The 15,027-nt window shown below is 62.0% G+C and carries 14 protein-coding genes; 11 read left to right on the top strand and 3 right to left on the bottom strand.

What is annotated here, in order from left to right:
• Positions 1 to 46 precede the first annotated feature (46 nt).
• On the bottom strand, positions 47 to 781 hold the full coding sequence (locus tag AC0L3I_RS10325; RefSeq protein WP_473487082.1) for a hypothetical protein: 735 nt from the start codon (positions 779 to 781) through the stop codon (positions 47 to 49).
• Between the two features lie 368 nt (positions 782 to 1,149).
• Between AC0L3I_RS10325 and cckA the strand changes: the two genes are divergently transcribed.
• A complete protein-coding gene (gene cckA, locus AC0L3I_RS10320; protein ID WP_123145782.1) occupies positions 1,150 to 3,720 on the top strand; it encodes a cell cycle histidine kinase CckA in 2,571 nt (856 codons plus the stop codon).
• A gap of 85 nt (positions 3,721 to 3,805) precedes the next feature.
• Positions 3,806 to 4,516, top strand: a complete 711-nt coding sequence (locus AC0L3I_RS10315) for a purine-nucleoside phosphorylase (RefSeq protein ID WP_473487080.1) — start codon at positions 3,806 to 3,808, stop codon at positions 4,514 to 4,516.
• Here the strand turns inward: AC0L3I_RS10315 and AC0L3I_RS10310 are convergent.
• Entirely contained in the window at positions 4,513 to 4,818 is a 306-nt protein-coding gene (locus AC0L3I_RS10310; protein ID WP_077384009.1) for a ribbon-helix-helix domain-containing protein, read from the bottom strand. The genes AC0L3I_RS10315 and AC0L3I_RS10310 overlap by 4 nt on opposite strands.
• 365 nt (positions 4,819 to 5,183) lie before the next feature.
• Here AC0L3I_RS10310 and AC0L3I_RS10305 point away from each other — a divergent pair, with 365 nt between their 5' ends.
• The 3 genes from AC0L3I_RS10305 to AC0L3I_RS10295 all read left to right on the top strand — a co-directional run bounded on the left by AC0L3I_RS10305 (position 5,184) and on the right by AC0L3I_RS10295 (position 7,826).
• Complete coding sequence (locus AC0L3I_RS10305; RefSeq protein WP_473487079.1) at positions 5,184 to 5,579, top strand: VOC family protein; 396 nt, start codon at positions 5,184 to 5,186, stop codon at positions 5,577 to 5,579.
• A gap of 79 nt (positions 5,580 to 5,658) precedes the next feature.
• A complete protein-coding gene (locus AC0L3I_RS10300; protein WP_473526802.1) occupies positions 5,659 to 6,207 on the top strand; it encodes a gluconate 2-dehydrogenase subunit 3 family protein in 549 nt (182 codons plus the stop codon).
• Positions 6,208 to 6,254: 47 nt separating this feature from the next.
• Positions 6,255 to 7,826 (top strand): GMC family oxidoreductase, encoded by a 1,572-nt coding sequence (locus AC0L3I_RS10295; RefSeq protein WP_473487077.1) that lies wholly within the window; start codon positions 6,255 to 6,257, stop codon positions 7,824 to 7,826.
• Positions 7,827 to 7,894: 68 nt separating this feature from the next.
• Here AC0L3I_RS10295 and AC0L3I_RS10290 read toward each other — a convergent pair whose 3' ends face one another.
• On the bottom strand, positions 7,895 to 8,290 hold the full coding sequence (locus AC0L3I_RS10290; protein ID WP_123145941.1) for a hypothetical protein: 396 nt from the start codon (positions 8,288 to 8,290) through the stop codon (positions 7,895 to 7,897).
• Positions 8,291 to 8,591: 301 nt separating this feature from the next.
• On the opposite strand from AC0L3I_RS10290, the gene urtA reads away from it, so the two are divergent.
• The 6 genes from urtA (at position 8,592) to AC0L3I_RS10260 (ending at position 15,024) form a co-directional block, all read left to right on the top strand.
• Entirely contained in the window at positions 8,592 to 9,902 is a 1,311-nt protein-coding gene (gene urtA, locus AC0L3I_RS10285) for an urea ABC transporter substrate-binding protein (protein ID WP_473487076.1), read from the top strand.
• A gap of 124 nt (positions 9,903 to 10,026) precedes the next feature.
• Complete coding sequence (gene urtB, locus AC0L3I_RS10280) at positions 10,027 to 11,646, top strand: urea ABC transporter permease subunit UrtB (protein ID WP_473487075.1); 1,620 nt, start codon at positions 10,027 to 10,029, stop codon at positions 11,644 to 11,646.
• Positions 11,643 to 12,875, top strand: coding sequence for an urea ABC transporter permease subunit UrtC (gene urtC / locus AC0L3I_RS10275; protein ID WP_473487074.1), 1,233 nt, complete (start codon positions 11,643 to 11,645; stop codon positions 12,873 to 12,875). Before urtB ends, urtC begins: the two co-directional genes overlap by 4 nt.
• A gap of 3 nt (positions 12,876 to 12,878) precedes the next feature.
• Positions 12,879 to 13,625: an urea ABC transporter ATP-binding protein UrtD gene (gene urtD / locus AC0L3I_RS10270; RefSeq protein WP_473487073.1), complete on the top strand. Its 747-nt coding sequence runs from the start codon at positions 12,879 to 12,881 to the stop codon at positions 13,623 to 13,625.
• A 70-nt stretch (positions 13,626 to 13,695) separates the two neighbouring features.
• Positions 13,696 to 14,391 (top strand): urea ABC transporter ATP-binding subunit UrtE, encoded by a 696-nt coding sequence (gene urtE, locus AC0L3I_RS10265; RefSeq protein WP_473487072.1) that lies wholly within the window; start codon positions 13,696 to 13,698, stop codon positions 14,389 to 14,391.
• A gap of 456 nt (positions 14,392 to 14,847) precedes the next feature.
• Positions 14,848 to 15,024, top strand: a complete 177-nt coding sequence (locus tag AC0L3I_RS10260) for a hypothetical protein (RefSeq protein WP_473487071.1) — start codon at positions 14,848 to 14,850, stop codon at positions 15,022 to 15,024.
• Positions 15,025 to 15,027 lie beyond the last annotated feature (3 nt).

The raw sequence follows: 15,027 nt of genomic DNA, 5'->3' as shown, positions 1-15,027 counted from the left end.
TCCGGACATTTTTTGTTAGCTGTTCGCTGCCCCGGTTTCTGGCCGGTTATCTTTTCTGGCTGGAAAGCTCGCCGAGAAGCTTCGTCATCTCGTCATCGAGAGACGACGGTGCCTTTGCCGCCGGCTTGCTCTCCGGCTTGGTGGGGTGCGGGTCATCAAACGAGACCTCGAGCTCCCTCATCAGCGTATCGTCAATAGAATCCTGCTTTGGCGGGGAATCCTGTCTTGCCGGCGATGGCGCCTGTCGAAAGGCAGTGGCGTTCGCCGATCCGTAGGCGGGCAGCGGCGTGACGGTCGCCGATTGATGACTTTGCGCTGCTGGCTTCGGCGCTGGCGCCGTCTGATGGGGCCGGACAGGCGCCGGGGCCGCGCTTACCGGCTGCGGAGGCGGTGCTTGCGTCATTGGCGCAGGAGCCGGTTGAGGCGCGCGCGGCCGCGGTGCCGGCTGATGGCCGCCGCTATCTCCGGTCAGTGCAGGACGGCGCAGCGCCGACAGCCGGATGTCGCGTTCGACGACGACATCGGTTGGGCCTCCGATCAACAGCAGGTGCTCGATGTCGTCGCGGCGCACCAGCACCAACCGGCGGTGACTGTCGACAGCGGTGGCGTCCATGACGGCCAGGCGCGTCTTGCGGTTCCTGCCACCGGCAACGAATGTTCCAAAGGTCAGATTGCGGACCAGCTTGATGATGAGGAGAATAATGGCCAGAAGGACAAGCGCGACCAGCGTCCACAGGATTTCCGCGGCATAAGGACCCAAAACGCTATCCAGCCCTTGCATTAGTGCCCCCGTATCGGCTTTCGAAGAAAAGTGACACTAGACTGTTGCGGCACGCCCCTGCAAGTTGCCTTTCGCGCTTCTTGAACAGCTTGAAACGCCAATCTGGTGGATTTGAAGTACCTGCGAATTGAGTGCGTCAGCGTTCCCACTTCAAATCCACCACACTGGATTTTCAGCAAGTTGCTGATGTGATGAATCCGAAATTCGCTCCGCGTTGCACCAAGGTGATGCGAATTTCGGTTTCACCACACCAGGCGCAGAACGGGCGTCATTTTTAGCGGACATTTGCCGCCAAGGCCTTTTCCGGACCCTGAGAATGTGATTCAACCGGGCAGGGGCAAGTACCGGATTTCACGAGCAGGGGGCATATGGCCAAGGAAGCGCGCGGCGATTTCTATCCGGTACCGATCGTCGACCAGAACACGCGACCGGGTGCGGTCACCCGGCTCATCGTCTTCATCGTCGTCCTGACCGGCGCTGCGATCGTCTTCGGCCTTTTCCGCGAACGTCTTGGCGATCCATTCCTGCTCGGAATGCTTGGTGTGCTGGCGATGATCGGCGTCGGCTTCCTGTTCGCCACCGCCATCGGCTTCGTGCAGATCACACCGCGCTCGACGAGTGACGAGCTATCGAAAGCGTTTGTCGATTCGATGTCGCAAGGTCTTCTGGTCACGGACACCAAGGGTCGTGTCGTCTACGCCAATCGGGCCTATGCCGACATGACGGGCGCCGCGTCCGCGGCGGATCTCAAGACGGTCGAAAGTTTGCTGTCCGACGTTCCCGAGGCCTCGGTGACCATATACCGGCTCGCCTCCGGCCTGCGCGACGGCCAGCCCGGCGACGGAGAGTTTCGGCTTGCGCAATCCATTCGACCCGGCGCCGAGCCGGGCGCGCGCTGGTACCGTGCCCGCGCCCGCGCCTTCAGCGTCCCGGGCCAGCGGCTGCCCTTGCTCGCCTGGCAACTCGCCGATATCTCGGAGGAACGGGCCGAGCAGGAGCGGTTCTTCCTCGATCTGCAGGAGGCCATCGACCATCTCGACCATGCGCCGGCCGGCTTCTTTTCGGCCGACCAGGAAGGCCGCGTCACCTATATCAACGCCACGCTGGCGGAGTGGCTGGGCATCGACCTGACGAGCTTCACGCCTGGTGCCGTTACGCTTCCGGAGATCGTCGCCGGCGACGGCATGGCGCTGGTCCGCTCAGTCAAGGCCGATCCTGGCACCACGCGCAATGCGGTCATCGATCTCGATCTGACGACGGTGAAAGGCGAGGCGCTGCCCGTGCGTTTCATGCATAGGGTCTCAGCCAGCCGCGAGGGTGTCAACGGTCCGACGCGCACCATCGTGCTCAACCGGACGCAAGGTGAGGACGCTTCCGCCGATCTTCGCGCCTCGGAGATCCGCTTCACCCGCTTCTTCAATTCGACGCCGATGGCAATAGCGGCGGTCGACAACAGCGGGCGCATCTTGCGCACCAACGCGCCTTTCCTGTCGCTGTTTTCCTCCGTCGTCGACGGGGACGCGGTCGATCGGCGCGTGCGGCTGGACACGGTGATCCATGAGCGCGACCGGCCCGCCTTTGCCGCGGCGTTCGAAAAAGCGCGACAAAGGCAGGCCGACATCGAACCGATCGATACGCTGCTGCCCGGCAATGAAGAACGGCACATGCGCTTTTACGTCAACGCGGTTGCCGACGGCACCGGCGAGGGCGCCGAAGAATCGGCTATCGTCTATGCCGTCGAGACCACCGAGCAGAAGGCGCTCGAGGGCCAGATGGCGCAAAGCCAGAAGATGCAGGCGGTCGGCCAGCTTGCCGGCGGCATCGCACACGACTTCAACAACGTCCTGACCGCCATCATCATGGCGTCGGACCTTTTGTTGACCAACCACCGCCCGTCGGACCCGTCCTTCCCCGACATCATGAACATCAAGCAGAACGCCAACCGGGCGGCTTCGCTGGTGAGGCAGCTTCTGGCCTTCTCGCGCAAGCAGACGCTGCGGCCGGAGGTGCTCAACCTGACCGACGTGCTTGCCGACCTGCGGATGCTGCTGGCCCGCCTGGTCGGAAGCGACATCAAGCTGAAGGTCGATCATGGCCGCGATCTGTGGCCGGTGAAGGTCGACATCGGGCAGTTCGAGCAGGTGGTGGTCAATCTGGCGGTCAATGCGCGCGATGCGATGCCGGCTGGCGGCGACCTCACCGTGCGCACCCGGAACGTGACGACAGAAGAGAGCAAAAGCCTACCCTACCGCGAACTTGCGCCGGCCGATTACGTGGTGGTCGAAGTCGAAGACACCGGCAGCGGCATCGCCCCCGAAGTCCTCAAGAAGATTTTCGAACCCTTCTTCACCACCAAGGAGGTCGGCAAGGGCACCGGCCTCGGCCTGTCCATGGTCTACGGCATCATCAAGCAGACAGGCGGCTTCATCTTCTGCGATTCCGAGGTCGGCAAGGGATCGGTGTTCCGCATTTTCCTGCCGCGCTACATTGCTGAGGCGAGAAAGGCAGGCGAGCCCGGCGAGGCACCGGTCGCACCGGCAAAGATCGCCGACGCAGCCAAGGATCTGTCGGGCTCGGCCACGGTGCTGCTCGTCGAGGACGAGGATGCCGTGCGCATGGGCGGCATGCGGGCGCTGACGTCGCGCGGCTACACCGTCCACGAAGCGTCCTCGGGCGTCGAGGCGCTGGAAGTCTTCGAGGCGCTCGGCGGCAAGGTCGACATTGTCGTTTCCGACGTGGTGATGCCTGAGATGGATGGGCCGACCCTGCTTGGCGAACTGCGCAAGCGGCAACCCGACATCAAATTCGTCTTCGTTTCCGGTTACGCCGAGGATGCGTTCGCCAAGAACCTGCCGGCAGACGCGCATTTCGGTTTCCTGCCGAAGCCGTTTTCGCTCAAGCAACTGGCCACAATCGTCAAGGATGTGCTGGAATCTTAGGGCATACTAATTCTCGCACTTGCGAAATGGCGTGAGACTGCCATGATTATGGCGAAACGGGCGGCGGGTTTTGGGGGAGCATACCGTGACGCCGCACAACGAGGCAGGCAAGGGTGATTATGCCGCAACAGTGCTGTTGCCGGGCGATCCGCAGCGTGCCGAATGGATGGCGGAAACCTTTCTGGAGGCGCCGCGCTGCGTCAACCGTCGAAGGGAGGCCCTCGGTTTTACCGGCCTGTTTCGCGGTAAGCCCGTCAGCATCCAGTCCACCGGCATCGGCGTCTCGTCATTCCTGATCTACGCGCATGAATTGCTGGACTTCCATGGCGTGAGGACACTGATCCGCACCGGCACCTGTGGCGCCCTGACGGCGGCGGTTAAACTGCGCAGCCTAGTGATCTCGCAGTCGGTGCGGGGTGAAAGTGCAGAGAGCGGCCAAGTCTTTGGGCTCTACGGTGCTGATGCCGGCCCCGATCCGGCGCTTTATGCCCAGGCATTGACGCGGGCTGCCGAAATCGGCATCGAACATCAGGCCGGGCTGACCATCTGCAGCGATATATTCTATCATCCCCAGGGGCGCGATCGCTTCGCCGAAGCACAGGCACAGGGCGCGCTGGCCGTGGATATGGAGACCAGTGCGCTCTATCGCATTGCCGCGCATTTCGGCGCCCGGGCCCTGTCGATGCTGACTGTCGTCGACAATGTGGTGACCGGCGAGCAAACCGACTATTCCGAACGCCAGGCGCTTTTCACCGATATGACTCGCCTGGCACTCGATGTTGCGATCGAAAGTTAAGCTGCTTGCCGCTTCGGGGCCGTGTGTTCCTCGATGCCCGGCCGATGGCCACGCAGATAGAGAGCACAGGTCGTGCGCAGCATCGAGGCGAAGTTCGGAATCTGGCCATTGATCTCGATAGCCTCGTCATAGAGCTTCGAGATGAATTTCGGGGTCGTCAGACCCTGGCTGTCGGCGATCTCGTCGAGCAATGCCCAGAACGTCGCCTCGAGTTGGATGCTCGTCGAGTGCCCGTCGATGCGGATCGATCGATTGATCTGCCGGTAGCCCTCCGGATCCTGCCCGGCAAAAACTCTGCACATCGTTACCTCCCGTTCTTATTGGTCTTGGCCATTCTTGTTGATTTTAGGCGCAATCTGCAGCGATTCGCGCCTTTGAGCAGTGCCTATCGTGGCAAATTATCTTCAGCTGGAAAGCGGAAAACAGCAATCGGACTTTCGTCCTTAAAAGCGCGTCGCGTTTGAATGGATTCATGCGACGCGCTTTTAGGCCTCGTTCTTATGCATGTCGTTATCGCAAAACCGCTGCGCACTTTTGCGCGACATGCATTAGCGGTTTGCCACCCCGTCGTTAGATTAGCGCGTGGTAATCGGCTGCCACCACCTCTGCCGCAACCCGCGCATAATCACGCCGACGCGCATAAGGCGCTGCTGCGACGGAGTGTCATTTGGCGAAGACGATCCACACCATGATCCGGGTTCTGGACGAGGCCCGGTCCATCGACTTCTACCGGAAAGCCTTTGGGCTGGACGTCGCTGAACGGCTCGATTTCGAAACCTTCACGCTCGTCTATCTGAGCAATGCCGAGGCGGAGTTCGAGGTCGAGCTCACCGTCAACAAGGGCCGCCAGGAGCCTTACGCGCTCGGCGACGGCTACGGCCATCTCGCGGTTTCGGTCGCCGATCTGGACAGCGAACATGACCGGCTCGGCGCGCTTGGCCTGAGCCTGAAGAAGATCGTCGAGTTCAACCGCGACGGAGCGCTGCTCGCGCGCTTCTTCTTCATCGAGGATCCCGACGGCTACAAGATCGAGGTCCTGCAGCGTCAGGGCCGGTTCAAATAGGAGACATTACGGCCGCGCCGGCCAGCGCGGCGCCAGCCAGGGCACCTTCGGGTGCAGATAGCAAGCAAGGGAGGAACAAATGGTCACGATTTATGAGAGCAAGCCGGCCCATGAAAAGAAGCCCGGCCTATCGCGCCGCGAGCTTCTGAAGCGCGGCGGTGTCGGCGCGTTGCTGGTCATTTCAGGCAGTGCCGTCATCAGCCCGGAACATGCCTGGGGTCTCGAAACATCCGCGCTCAAGCCCGAAACCATGGCGACCCTGATTCACATGGCGCGCGACATCTACCCGCACGATCAAGTGCCTGACAAATATTACGCAATCGCCGTCAAGGCCCATGATGAGCAGGCCGGGAAAGACCCCATCCACAAAGATCTGATCGAAAAGGGAATTGCCGATCTCGACGTGAAGTCGGGCAAGGGCGGCTACACCGGTCTCGGCTGGGAGGAGCAGCGCATTACGGTGCTGAGAGAGATCGAGGACACGCCGTTCTTCCAGGCAGTCCGCGGCGGGCTTGTCGTCGGCCTCTACAACCAGAAGGAGGTCTGGCCGATCTTCGGCTACGAGGGCGAGTCCTACTCCAAGGGCGGCTACATGGCGCGCGGGTTCGACGACATCGAGTGGCTCTGAGCCCCATCGTCCCAAACCGTACACAACAGACATCACGGGAGGAATCCATGGCAGCACCATTTGATCTCAAGAACGATGGCGTGGTCGTCATCATCGGCTCGGGCGCCGGCGGCGGCACGCTCGGCAACGAACTCGCCCAGAAGGGCATCGATGTCGTCATCCTGGAAGCGGGCGCCCGCCACGAATATGAGGATTTCATCAACGACGAGTGGGATTCATTCGCCCAGCTCGCCTGGACGGACAAGCGCACGACCTCGGGAGACTGGCGGGTGGCGAAGGATTTCCCCAATCTGCCGGCTTGGATCGTCAAGGCGGTCGGCGGCTCGACCACGCACTGGGCGGGCGCCTCGCTGCGCTTTCAGGAGCATGAATTCAGAACGCTTTCGACCTACGGAAAACTGGAAGGCGCGAACCTGCTCGATTGGCCGATCACGCTTGCCGAGCTGGAGCCCTACTACGCAAAGGCCGAAGACAGACTAGGCGTGACGCTCACCAACAACATCCCGGGCCTTCCTGGCAACAACAACTTCAAGGTGATGAAGGCCGGCGCCGACAAGCTCGGCTACAAGGAGTGCCACACCGGCCGGATGGCAATCAATTCCGAGCCACGCGACGACCGCAATGCCTGCCAGCAGACCGGCTTCTGCTTCCAAGGCTGCAAATGGGGCGCCAAATGGTCGACGCTCTACAGCGAAATTCCCAAGGGCGAGGCGACCGGCCATCTCGAGGTCAGGCCAAACGCCATGGCGATCAAGATCAACCACGATCCCAGCGGCAAGGTGACCGGCGTCGTTTATGCCGACAAGGACGGCAAACTTCAGGAACAGAAGGCCCGCATCGTCGCCGTCGCGGGAAATTCGATCGAGAGCCCGCGGCTGCTGCTCAATTCGGCATCGAGCCAGTTTCCCGACGGCCTTGCCAATTCGTCGGGGCAGGTCGGCAAGAATTACATGCGCCACACCACGGGCTCGGTCTACGGCATCTTCGACAAGCCGGTGCATATGTATCGCGGCACCACCATGGCCGGTATCATCCGCGACGAAGCCCGCAACGATTCCTCGCGCGGCTTCGTCGGCGGCTACGAGTTAGAGACGCTGTCGCTCGGCCTGCCGTTCATGGCCGCCTTCCTTAATCCCGGCGGCTGGGGGCGTTCCTTCACCACGGCGCTCGACCACTACGACCATATGGCCGGCATGTGGATCGTCGGCGAGGACATGCCGCGCGAGGAAAACCGCATCACGCTGCATGCCGATATCAAGGACGAGCACGGCATGCCGGTGGCGGACGTCCATTTCGACGACCATGCCAACGACACGGCGATGCGCAACCACGCCTACAAGCAGGGCTCGGCGCTCTACGCGGCGGTCGGGGCGACGCGGACCTTCCCGACGCCACCCTATCCGTCGACCCATAATCTCGGCACCAACCGGATGAGCGAGAAGGCGACCGACGGCGTCGTCAACAAGCATGGCCAGGCGCACGACATCAAGAACCTGTTCGTGTCGGATGGCAGCCAGTTCACCACCGGCGGCGCTGAAAATCCGACATTGACGATCGTGTCGCTGGCGATCCGTCAGGCTGACTATATTGCCGAACAGATGTCGGCCAAGAGCATTTAGCCATACCCTCCCGACTTGCCTGCTGGCGCGGAACCTCGCAAGGTTTCGCGCCTCTTCCTGTCGGCTGTTCAACGCTTTGTGCAGGTCGAGGCGGTGAAGGCGCCGTCAGGCTGCTTCATGATGATGTCGAAGGACGGGCTGGTTTGACCGTCCAGGGTGGCTTGCGTGAGCGAGATCGAGTTGCCGCCGGTCGTATAGCCGCCCAACGGGCCCAACCAGGTGATCTCGCCGTTTGCATCCATCTGATAGTTGTAGCCCTGCCGGGCGGTTCCGAAGGTCACCGGGCCGCTATAGACATTCCCCTTGATGGTGATGTCGCCAAGGCTGAGGAACATGCCAAGCAGATAGACTTCGCAGTGATAGGTGCCGTCCGGCAATTTGCCGTCGGTGAAGTCGGCGCGTGCGCCGCCGGTGGCCGCAACCAGAAGCATGGTGCTGAAAATACAAGAAATCCTGGAGGCCATGACGTCGCTCTTTTGAAGATCGAACTTGCCCCATTTTCCTGCTGCGGTGCAACGGTTCGCCGTCTTTGATTTGGTTCTGCTCAAAATTGGCGCATTAATTCGCGAGTGATCAAAAATTAGGCGAGAGCGGGGGAGTTTTTTCCAGGCAGAGCACCGGCGGCGGCGCTTATCTTTGGCGGCTAATATATTAACCGGCTGATAGGGCTGGGAAATCCAAGCCCACTTAATTTTGCTCCCGCGGTTGGCACAGCCGTTGCATGGTCTGTTTGCGATGCGATCAACCAGTTAGGGAGTTTGAAATATGAGGGGCAGTTTCTCGACAATAACAAAAATGCTTTCGGCAGGCGCGGTTACGGCCGGCCTGCTGATGAGCGTCCCGGCCAGGGCGGCTGACGACACGATCAAGGTGGGTATTCTTCACTCGCTGTCGGGTACCATGGCGATTTCGGAGACGACGCTGAAGGACGCCATGCTGATGCTCATCGAAGAGCAGAATGCAAAGGGCGGCCTGCTCGGCAAGAAACTCGAAGCGGTCGTCGTCGATCCGGCTTCGAACTGGCCGCTGTTCGCCGAAAAGGCGCGCGAGCTGATCTCCAAGGACAAGGTCGCGGCGGTGTTCGGTTGCTGGACCTCGGTGTCGCGCAAGTCGGTGCTGCCGGTGTTCAGCGAGCTCGACAACATCCTGTTCTACCCCGTCCAGTATGAGGGCGAGGAGAGCGAGCGCAACGTGTTCTACACCGGTGCGGCGCCGAACCAGCAGGCAATTCCGGCCGTCGACTATCTGATGAGCGAGGACGGCGGTTCGGTGAAACGCTGGGTGCTTGAAGGCACCGACTACGTTTATCCGCGCACCACCAACAAGATCCTCGAAGCCTATCTGAAAGCCAAGGGCGTCGCCGCCGAAGACATCTTGGTCAACTACACGCCGTTCGGCTTCTCCGATTGGCAGACCGAGGTCTCGGCGATCAAGAAGTTCGGCTCGGCCGGCAAGAAGACCGCCGTCGTCTCGACCGTCAATGGCGACGCCAACGTGCCGTTCTACAAGGAACTCGGCAATCAGGGCATCAAGGCCGAGGACATCCCGGTCATGGCCTTCTCGGTCGGCGAGGAAGAGCTTGCCGGTCTCGACACCGCGCCACTCGTCGGCCATCTCGCCGCCTGGAACTATTTCCAGAGCATCGATACGCCCGAGAACGCGAAGTTCATTGCCGACTGGCACAAGTTCATCAAGAACGACAAGCGCACCACCAACGACCCGATGGAAGCCCACTATGTCGGCTTCAACATGTGGGTGAAGGCGGTTGAGAAGGCCGGCACCACCGATCCTGACAAGGTCATCGACGCCGTGATCGGCGTCTCGGTGCCGAACCTGACCGGTGGTTATTCGACCATGATGCCGAACCATCACATCACCAAGCCTGTGCTGATCGGCGAAATCCAGGCCGACGGCCAGTTCGAGACCGTCTCGCAGACGCCTGGCCTGGTGATGGGTGACGAGTGGTCTGACTATCTGGCTGATTCGAAGGACCTGATCTCCGATTGGCGCGCGCCTCTGTCCTGCGGCAACTTCAATGTTGCAACCGGCAAGTGTGGCGGCAAGGGAACCAACTGATCCTCCCGGGTCTGACGGTCGTGGATTTCTCCACGACCTAGACCGCGACGCGTCCGGGCGGCTCCTCCTCTCCTCCAGCCCGCCCGGACGCGAAGTTCAACCTTTCAAGAGTCGCCAGAAATCGATGATCTTCACCCGCGCGATCGGCCTGACGCTGCTGCTCCTCCTCCTGGGGATGCTGTCGCCGTCGAACGCTGCCGAAGCGGATCTGCGCGCCATCATTGCCAAATTTGCCACTGCCTCGAATTTTTCGGCCACCGAAGCTGTCGTGCGCGAGCTCGCGGCCACCGGTGACACTGCCGTCGAACGTCCGCTTGGCGCGCTTGCGGAGGGCGATCTTTACGTTCGCAAGGCCGATTCGCTGGTTTTCATCGGCAAGGAAGGCGGCGGCAGCGTTGCGCTGCTCGACCCGCTGAGCGGGGAAAAGTCCGGCGAGGCGGCCAAGGGCGAGATCACCAAGATCAAGGTCAACAATACGCTGCGCCGCGCCATCCGCGATGCTCTGGGCACACTGACGCTCGGCGCGAAAGATCCGGCTGCGCGCTTTGCTGCCGCCGACACCATGTTCAAGACGCCCGATGCCACAAACATCGAGCCACTCGATGCCGCAATCACCAGCGAGAGCGTGGCAAGCGTCAAAGCGCTGCTCGAACAGGCCCGCGCCGCATCGGTTCTGGTGTCGGACAGGCCGGAAGCCGACAAACTCGCGGCGATCGCCCTGATCGGCGCGCGCGGCGATCGCAACGCACTGTCCCTGCTCACCGCCGTCGAGGCCAATTCCGAAGGCGCGGTCAAGGACGCGGCGACGGCGGCGATCGCCAACATCAATTCGACGCTGGCGCTGTGGGATGCGGGCCAGAACATCTGGTACGGCATCTCGCTCGGATCGGTGCTGCTGCTGGCGGCGATCGGTCTCGCCATCACCTTCGGCGTCATGGGGGTCATCAACATGGCGCATGGCGAAATGGTCATGCTCGGCGCCTACACGACCTTTGTCGTGCAGGAAGTGATCCGAAACTCCTTTCCCGGCCTGTTCGACTGGTCGCTGGTCATCGCACTGCCGCTCGCCTTCTCGGTCGCGGCGCTCGTCGGCCTTGTCATCGAGCGGGGCGTGATCCGTTTCCTTTACGGCCGGCCGCTGGAGACGCTGCTGGCGACATGGGGCGTCTCGCTGATCCTGCAGCAGGCCGTGCGCACCATCTTCGGGCCGACGAACCAGGAGGTCGGCAACCCGTCATGGATGTCGGGTTCGTTCGATATCGGCCAGCTCGCCGTGACCTGGAACCGGCTCTGGATACTGGTATTCGCGCTCGGCGTGTTCGCGGTGCTGCTTTATGTGATGAAGCGCACGCCCTGGGGTCTGCAGATGCGCGCCGTCACCGCCAACCGCCGCATGGCCGCTTCGATGGGCATCAGGACACCATGGGTCGACGCGCTGACCTTTGCATTGGGGTCCGGCATTGCAGGCATCGCCGGTGTCGCGCTCAGCCAGATCGACAATGTCTCGCCCAATCTCGGCCGCGGCTACATCATCGACAGCTTCATGGTCGTCGTCTTCGGCGGCGTCGGCAATCTCTGGGGCACGCTGGTCGGCGCCTTCTCGCTCGGCATCGTCAACAAATTCCTTGAACCCTATGCCGGGGCAGTCCTCGGCAAGATTGTCGTGCTGGTCATCATCATCCTGTTCATCCAGAAGCGCCCGCGCGGCCTTTTCGCGCTGAAGGGCAGGTCGGTGGAAGCATGATCACGGGACGCTTCTTCGCCGCCGGCGCCGATCGCCGCATCGCGATCACGATCTTCATCCTTTTGGCGGTCGCCTTCATCGTGCCGCTGCTCAATCTTGCGGTCTCGCCGACGAGTGCGTTCTACGTGCCGTCCTATGTCGTCGCGCTCACCGGCAAGTATTTCTGCTACGCGCTGCTCGCTTTGGCGCTCGATCTCGTCTGGGGCTATTGCGGCATCCTTTCGCTCGGCCACGGCGCCTTCTTCGCGCTCGGCGGCTATGCGATGGGCATGTATCTGATGCGCCAGATCGGTTCGCGCGGCGTCTACGGCAATCCGCTGCTGCCGGACTTCATGGTGTTCCTGAACTACGGGGAATTGCCGTGGTTCTGGTACGGTTTCGACCAGTTCTGGTTTGCCGCGATCATGGTGCTTGCGGTGCCCGGCCTGCTCGCCTTCGTCTTCGGCTGGTTCGCCTTCCGCAGCCGCGTCACCGGCGTCTACCTGTCGATCATCACCCAGGCGATGACCTATGCGCTGCTGCTTGCGTTTTTCCGCAACGACATGGGTTTCGGCGGCAACAACGGCCTGACCGATTTCAAGGATATTCTCGGCTACAACGTGCAGGCGGATGCGACACGCTCGGCATTGTTCGCGGCCAGCGCCGCCACGCTGGCGCTCGCCGTCTTCGTCACCTGGGCAATCGTCGGTTCCAAATACGGCAAGCTGCTGATGGCGGTGCGCGACGCTGAGAGCCGCACCCGCTTTCTCGGCTGGCGCGCGGAGAACGTCAAACTGTTCGCCTTCACCGTGTCGGCTGTCATGGCCGGCATTGCCGGCGCGCTCTACGTGCCGCAGGTCGGCATCATCAATCCAGGCGAGTTCGAGCCGTCCAATTCGATCGAGGTCGTGGTGTGGGTGGCCGTAGGCGGGCGCGGCACCATCGTCGGGCCGATCATCGGCGCGCTTGTGGTCAATGCCGGCAAATCCTGGTTCACCGGCGTGCTGCCCGAGTTCTGGCTGTTTGCGCTGGGCGGACTGTTCGTCGCCGTCACGCTGTTCCTGCCCAAGGGCATTGTCGGCATGTGGGATTCCTGGCGCGGCAATGCCAAGGCGCTGCGTGCGGCCTCGATTGCCGAGGAAGCCGGCACCGATCAGGATGCCCCGGCGCCGCCGAAGATCGTTCGCAGTGCCGCGAGGACGCCCGGCGACTGGTCCGCGTCCGGCCCCGAACCGCAGCCGGCGGAGTGAGCGATGTCGAAGAGCAACACCATCCTCTATCTCGACGGCGTCTCGGTTTCCTTCGACGGCTTTCGCGCCATCAACAATCTGTCGCTGGTGCTCGACAAGGGCGAGATGCGGGCAATCATCGGTCCCAACGGCGCCGGCAAGACCACGATGATGGACATCGTCACCGGCAAGACGCGTCCCGACGCGGGCGAGGTCTACTTCGACGGCCAGGTCGACCTGACCAAACATGACGAGGCCGAAATCGCCATGATGGGCATCGGCAGGAAATTCCAGAAGCCGACCGTCTTCGAAAGCCACACGATCGAGGAGAACCTGGTGCTGGCGCTGAAGGGCCCACGCTCAATCTTCCCGGCGCTACTCCATCGCCGCTCGGCCGCGGAGGCGCGGCAGATCGACGACATCCTCGGCATCACCCGGCTGGGCGACAAGCGCGATGAACTCGCCGCCAATCTCAGCCACGGACAGAAGCAATGGCTCGAGATCGGCATGCTGCTGGCGCAGGATCCGAAGCTGCTGCTGGTCGACGAACCTGTCGCCGGCATGACCGACGCCGAGACCGAGGAGACCGCGCGGCTGCTCAAGGATATTGCGCGCGACCACTCAGTCATCGTCGTCGAGCACGACATGCATTTCGTGCGCGAGCTCGGCGTCAAGGTCACCTGCCTGCACGAAGGTTCGGTCCTGTCCGAAGGCTCGCTCGATTTCGTTTCGGCCGACGAGCGTGTCGTTGAAGTCTATCTGGGGAGATAATCATGGTCTGGCGCGTTCCGTTCCATCATTTCGACCTTTCGTTCTTCAGGCGTTGGGGAAGGCGCTGACCATGCTCGAAGTCTCCAACGCCACGCTGCACTACGGCGCCGCCCAGGCGCTGCGTGGCGTCTCGCTGAAGGCCGGCGCGGGCAAGATCACCTGCGTGCTCGGCCGCAACGGCGTCGGCAAAACCAGTTTGATGAGATCGATCGTCGGCCACCACCGGCTGACGAGCGGAAGCGTTGCCTTCGAGGGGAAGGCGCTCGACCGGAGCGCGGCGTATGATCGCGCCCGGTCGGGCATCGCATTCGTGCCGCAGGGCAGGGAGATCTTCCCGCTGCTCACGGTGCGGGAAAACCTCGAATCGGGCTTTGCGCCATTGAGGCGCGCCGACCGCAACATTCCCGGCCATGTCTTCGAATTGTTCCCGGTGCTGAAGCAGATGCTCGGCCGCCGGGGCGGTGACCTTTCCGGCGGCCAGCAGCAGCAGCTTGCCATCGGCAGGGCACTGGTGATGCGGCCGAAACTGCTGGTGCTCGACGAGCCGACCGAGGGCATCCAGCCGTCGATCATCAAAGATATCGGCCGCGCCATCCGCTATCTGCGCGACCAGGCCGGCATAGCCGTGCTGCTGGTCGAACAGTATCTCGATTTCTGCCGGGAACTGGCAGACGAGGTCAACATCATGGACCGCGGGCAGATCGTCCACACCGGCCCGGCCGAGGATCTCGACCGGGCGGATGTTCGCAAGTTCCTGACCGTTTGATCGCAGACCCTCGAGATTAGCCGAACCATCTCTCCCCTCGTCATCCTGCGGCGAAGCAAGGAGCGAAGCGACGCGGCGCAGAGCCCAGGATCCATGCCGTGACATCCGCCGAAGAGTGCAGCGGTCAAGAATAGAAGCCGTTCTCCCCCCACCCTGGATTCTGCACTGTGGCGATGCTCTGAAGTTACGGCGTTGGGTCTTCGCTCCGCTTCGCGTCACTGCGCCCAAGGATGACGAAATCACGAAAGCCGCTCAGTCTTTCCTGAACGCCTCTGGCGCGCCGAGGATTGCATGCTAGGCTTTACTTGGCCTTGTTGAGTCGGCCGCTTTCCGTATCAGTCTCGTTGACGGATCAAGGTGAGGCGTGGGCTCAGCCGGCACGTTCTGTGCAAGCAACCCCTTCCTGCGATCCGATTTTTGTTCGATGCATTTGGGGCACTTGGGCCAGGGACGCCGATGGAACGTTACGTCGAGGACTACCAGAAACGACGGCTCACCGAGCGCGTCGACATCATGACCGCTATCAATGTTCTGAAATCGCAAGGATACGACCACGACGAGCTGATCGCAGAGATCACCAAGGTCTTCTACGTCGATCTCGATACCTACAACGAGGTCGTGATGGCGGCGTGAGGG

Source organism: Mesorhizobium sp. WSM4840 (assembly GCF_055811755.1).
Note: the sequence above shows the minus strand (reverse complement) of the source record. Positions and strands in the feature narration are given on the sequence as shown.

Coding starts and splice junctions, on each gene's coding strand:
- AC0L3I_RS10325 (WP_473487082.1), bottom strand. CDS start 781: ATGCAAGGGCTGGATAGCGTTTTGGGTCCTTATGCCGCGGAAATCCTG.
- cckA (WP_123145782.1), top strand. CDS start 1,150: ATGGCCAAGGAAGCGCGCGGCGATTTCTATCCGGTACCGATCGTCGAC.
- AC0L3I_RS10310 (WP_077384009.1), bottom strand. CDS start 4,818: ATGTGCAGAGTTTTTGCCGGGCAGGATCCGGAGGGCTACCGGCAGATC.
- AC0L3I_RS10300 (WP_473526802.1), top strand. CDS start 5,659: ATGGTCACGATTTATGAGAGCAAGCCGGCCCATGAAAAGAAGCCCGGC.
- AC0L3I_RS10295 (WP_473487077.1), top strand. CDS start 6,255: ATGGCAGCACCATTTGATCTCAAGAACGATGGCGTGGTCGTCATCATC.
- AC0L3I_RS10290 (WP_123145941.1), bottom strand. CDS start 8,290: ATGGCCTCCAGGATTTCTTGTATTTTCAGCACCATGCTTCTGGTTGCG.
- urtA (WP_473487076.1), top strand. CDS start 8,592: ATGAGGGGCAGTTTCTCGACAATAACAAAAATGCTTTCGGCAGGCGCG.
- urtB (WP_473487075.1), top strand. CDS start 10,027: ATGATCTTCACCCGCGCGATCGGCCTGACGCTGCTGCTCCTCCTCCTG.
- urtC (WP_473487074.1), top strand. CDS start 11,643: ATGATCACGGGACGCTTCTTCGCCGCCGGCGCCGATCGCCGCATCGCG.
- urtD (WP_473487073.1), top strand. CDS start 12,879: ATGTCGAAGAGCAACACCATCCTCTATCTCGACGGCGTCTCGGTTTCC.
- urtE (WP_473487072.1), top strand. CDS start 13,696: ATGCTCGAAGTCTCCAACGCCACGCTGCACTACGGCGCCGCCCAGGCG.
- AC0L3I_RS10260 (WP_473487071.1), top strand. CDS start 14,848: ATGGAACGTTACGTCGAGGACTACCAGAAACGACGGCTCACCGAGCGC.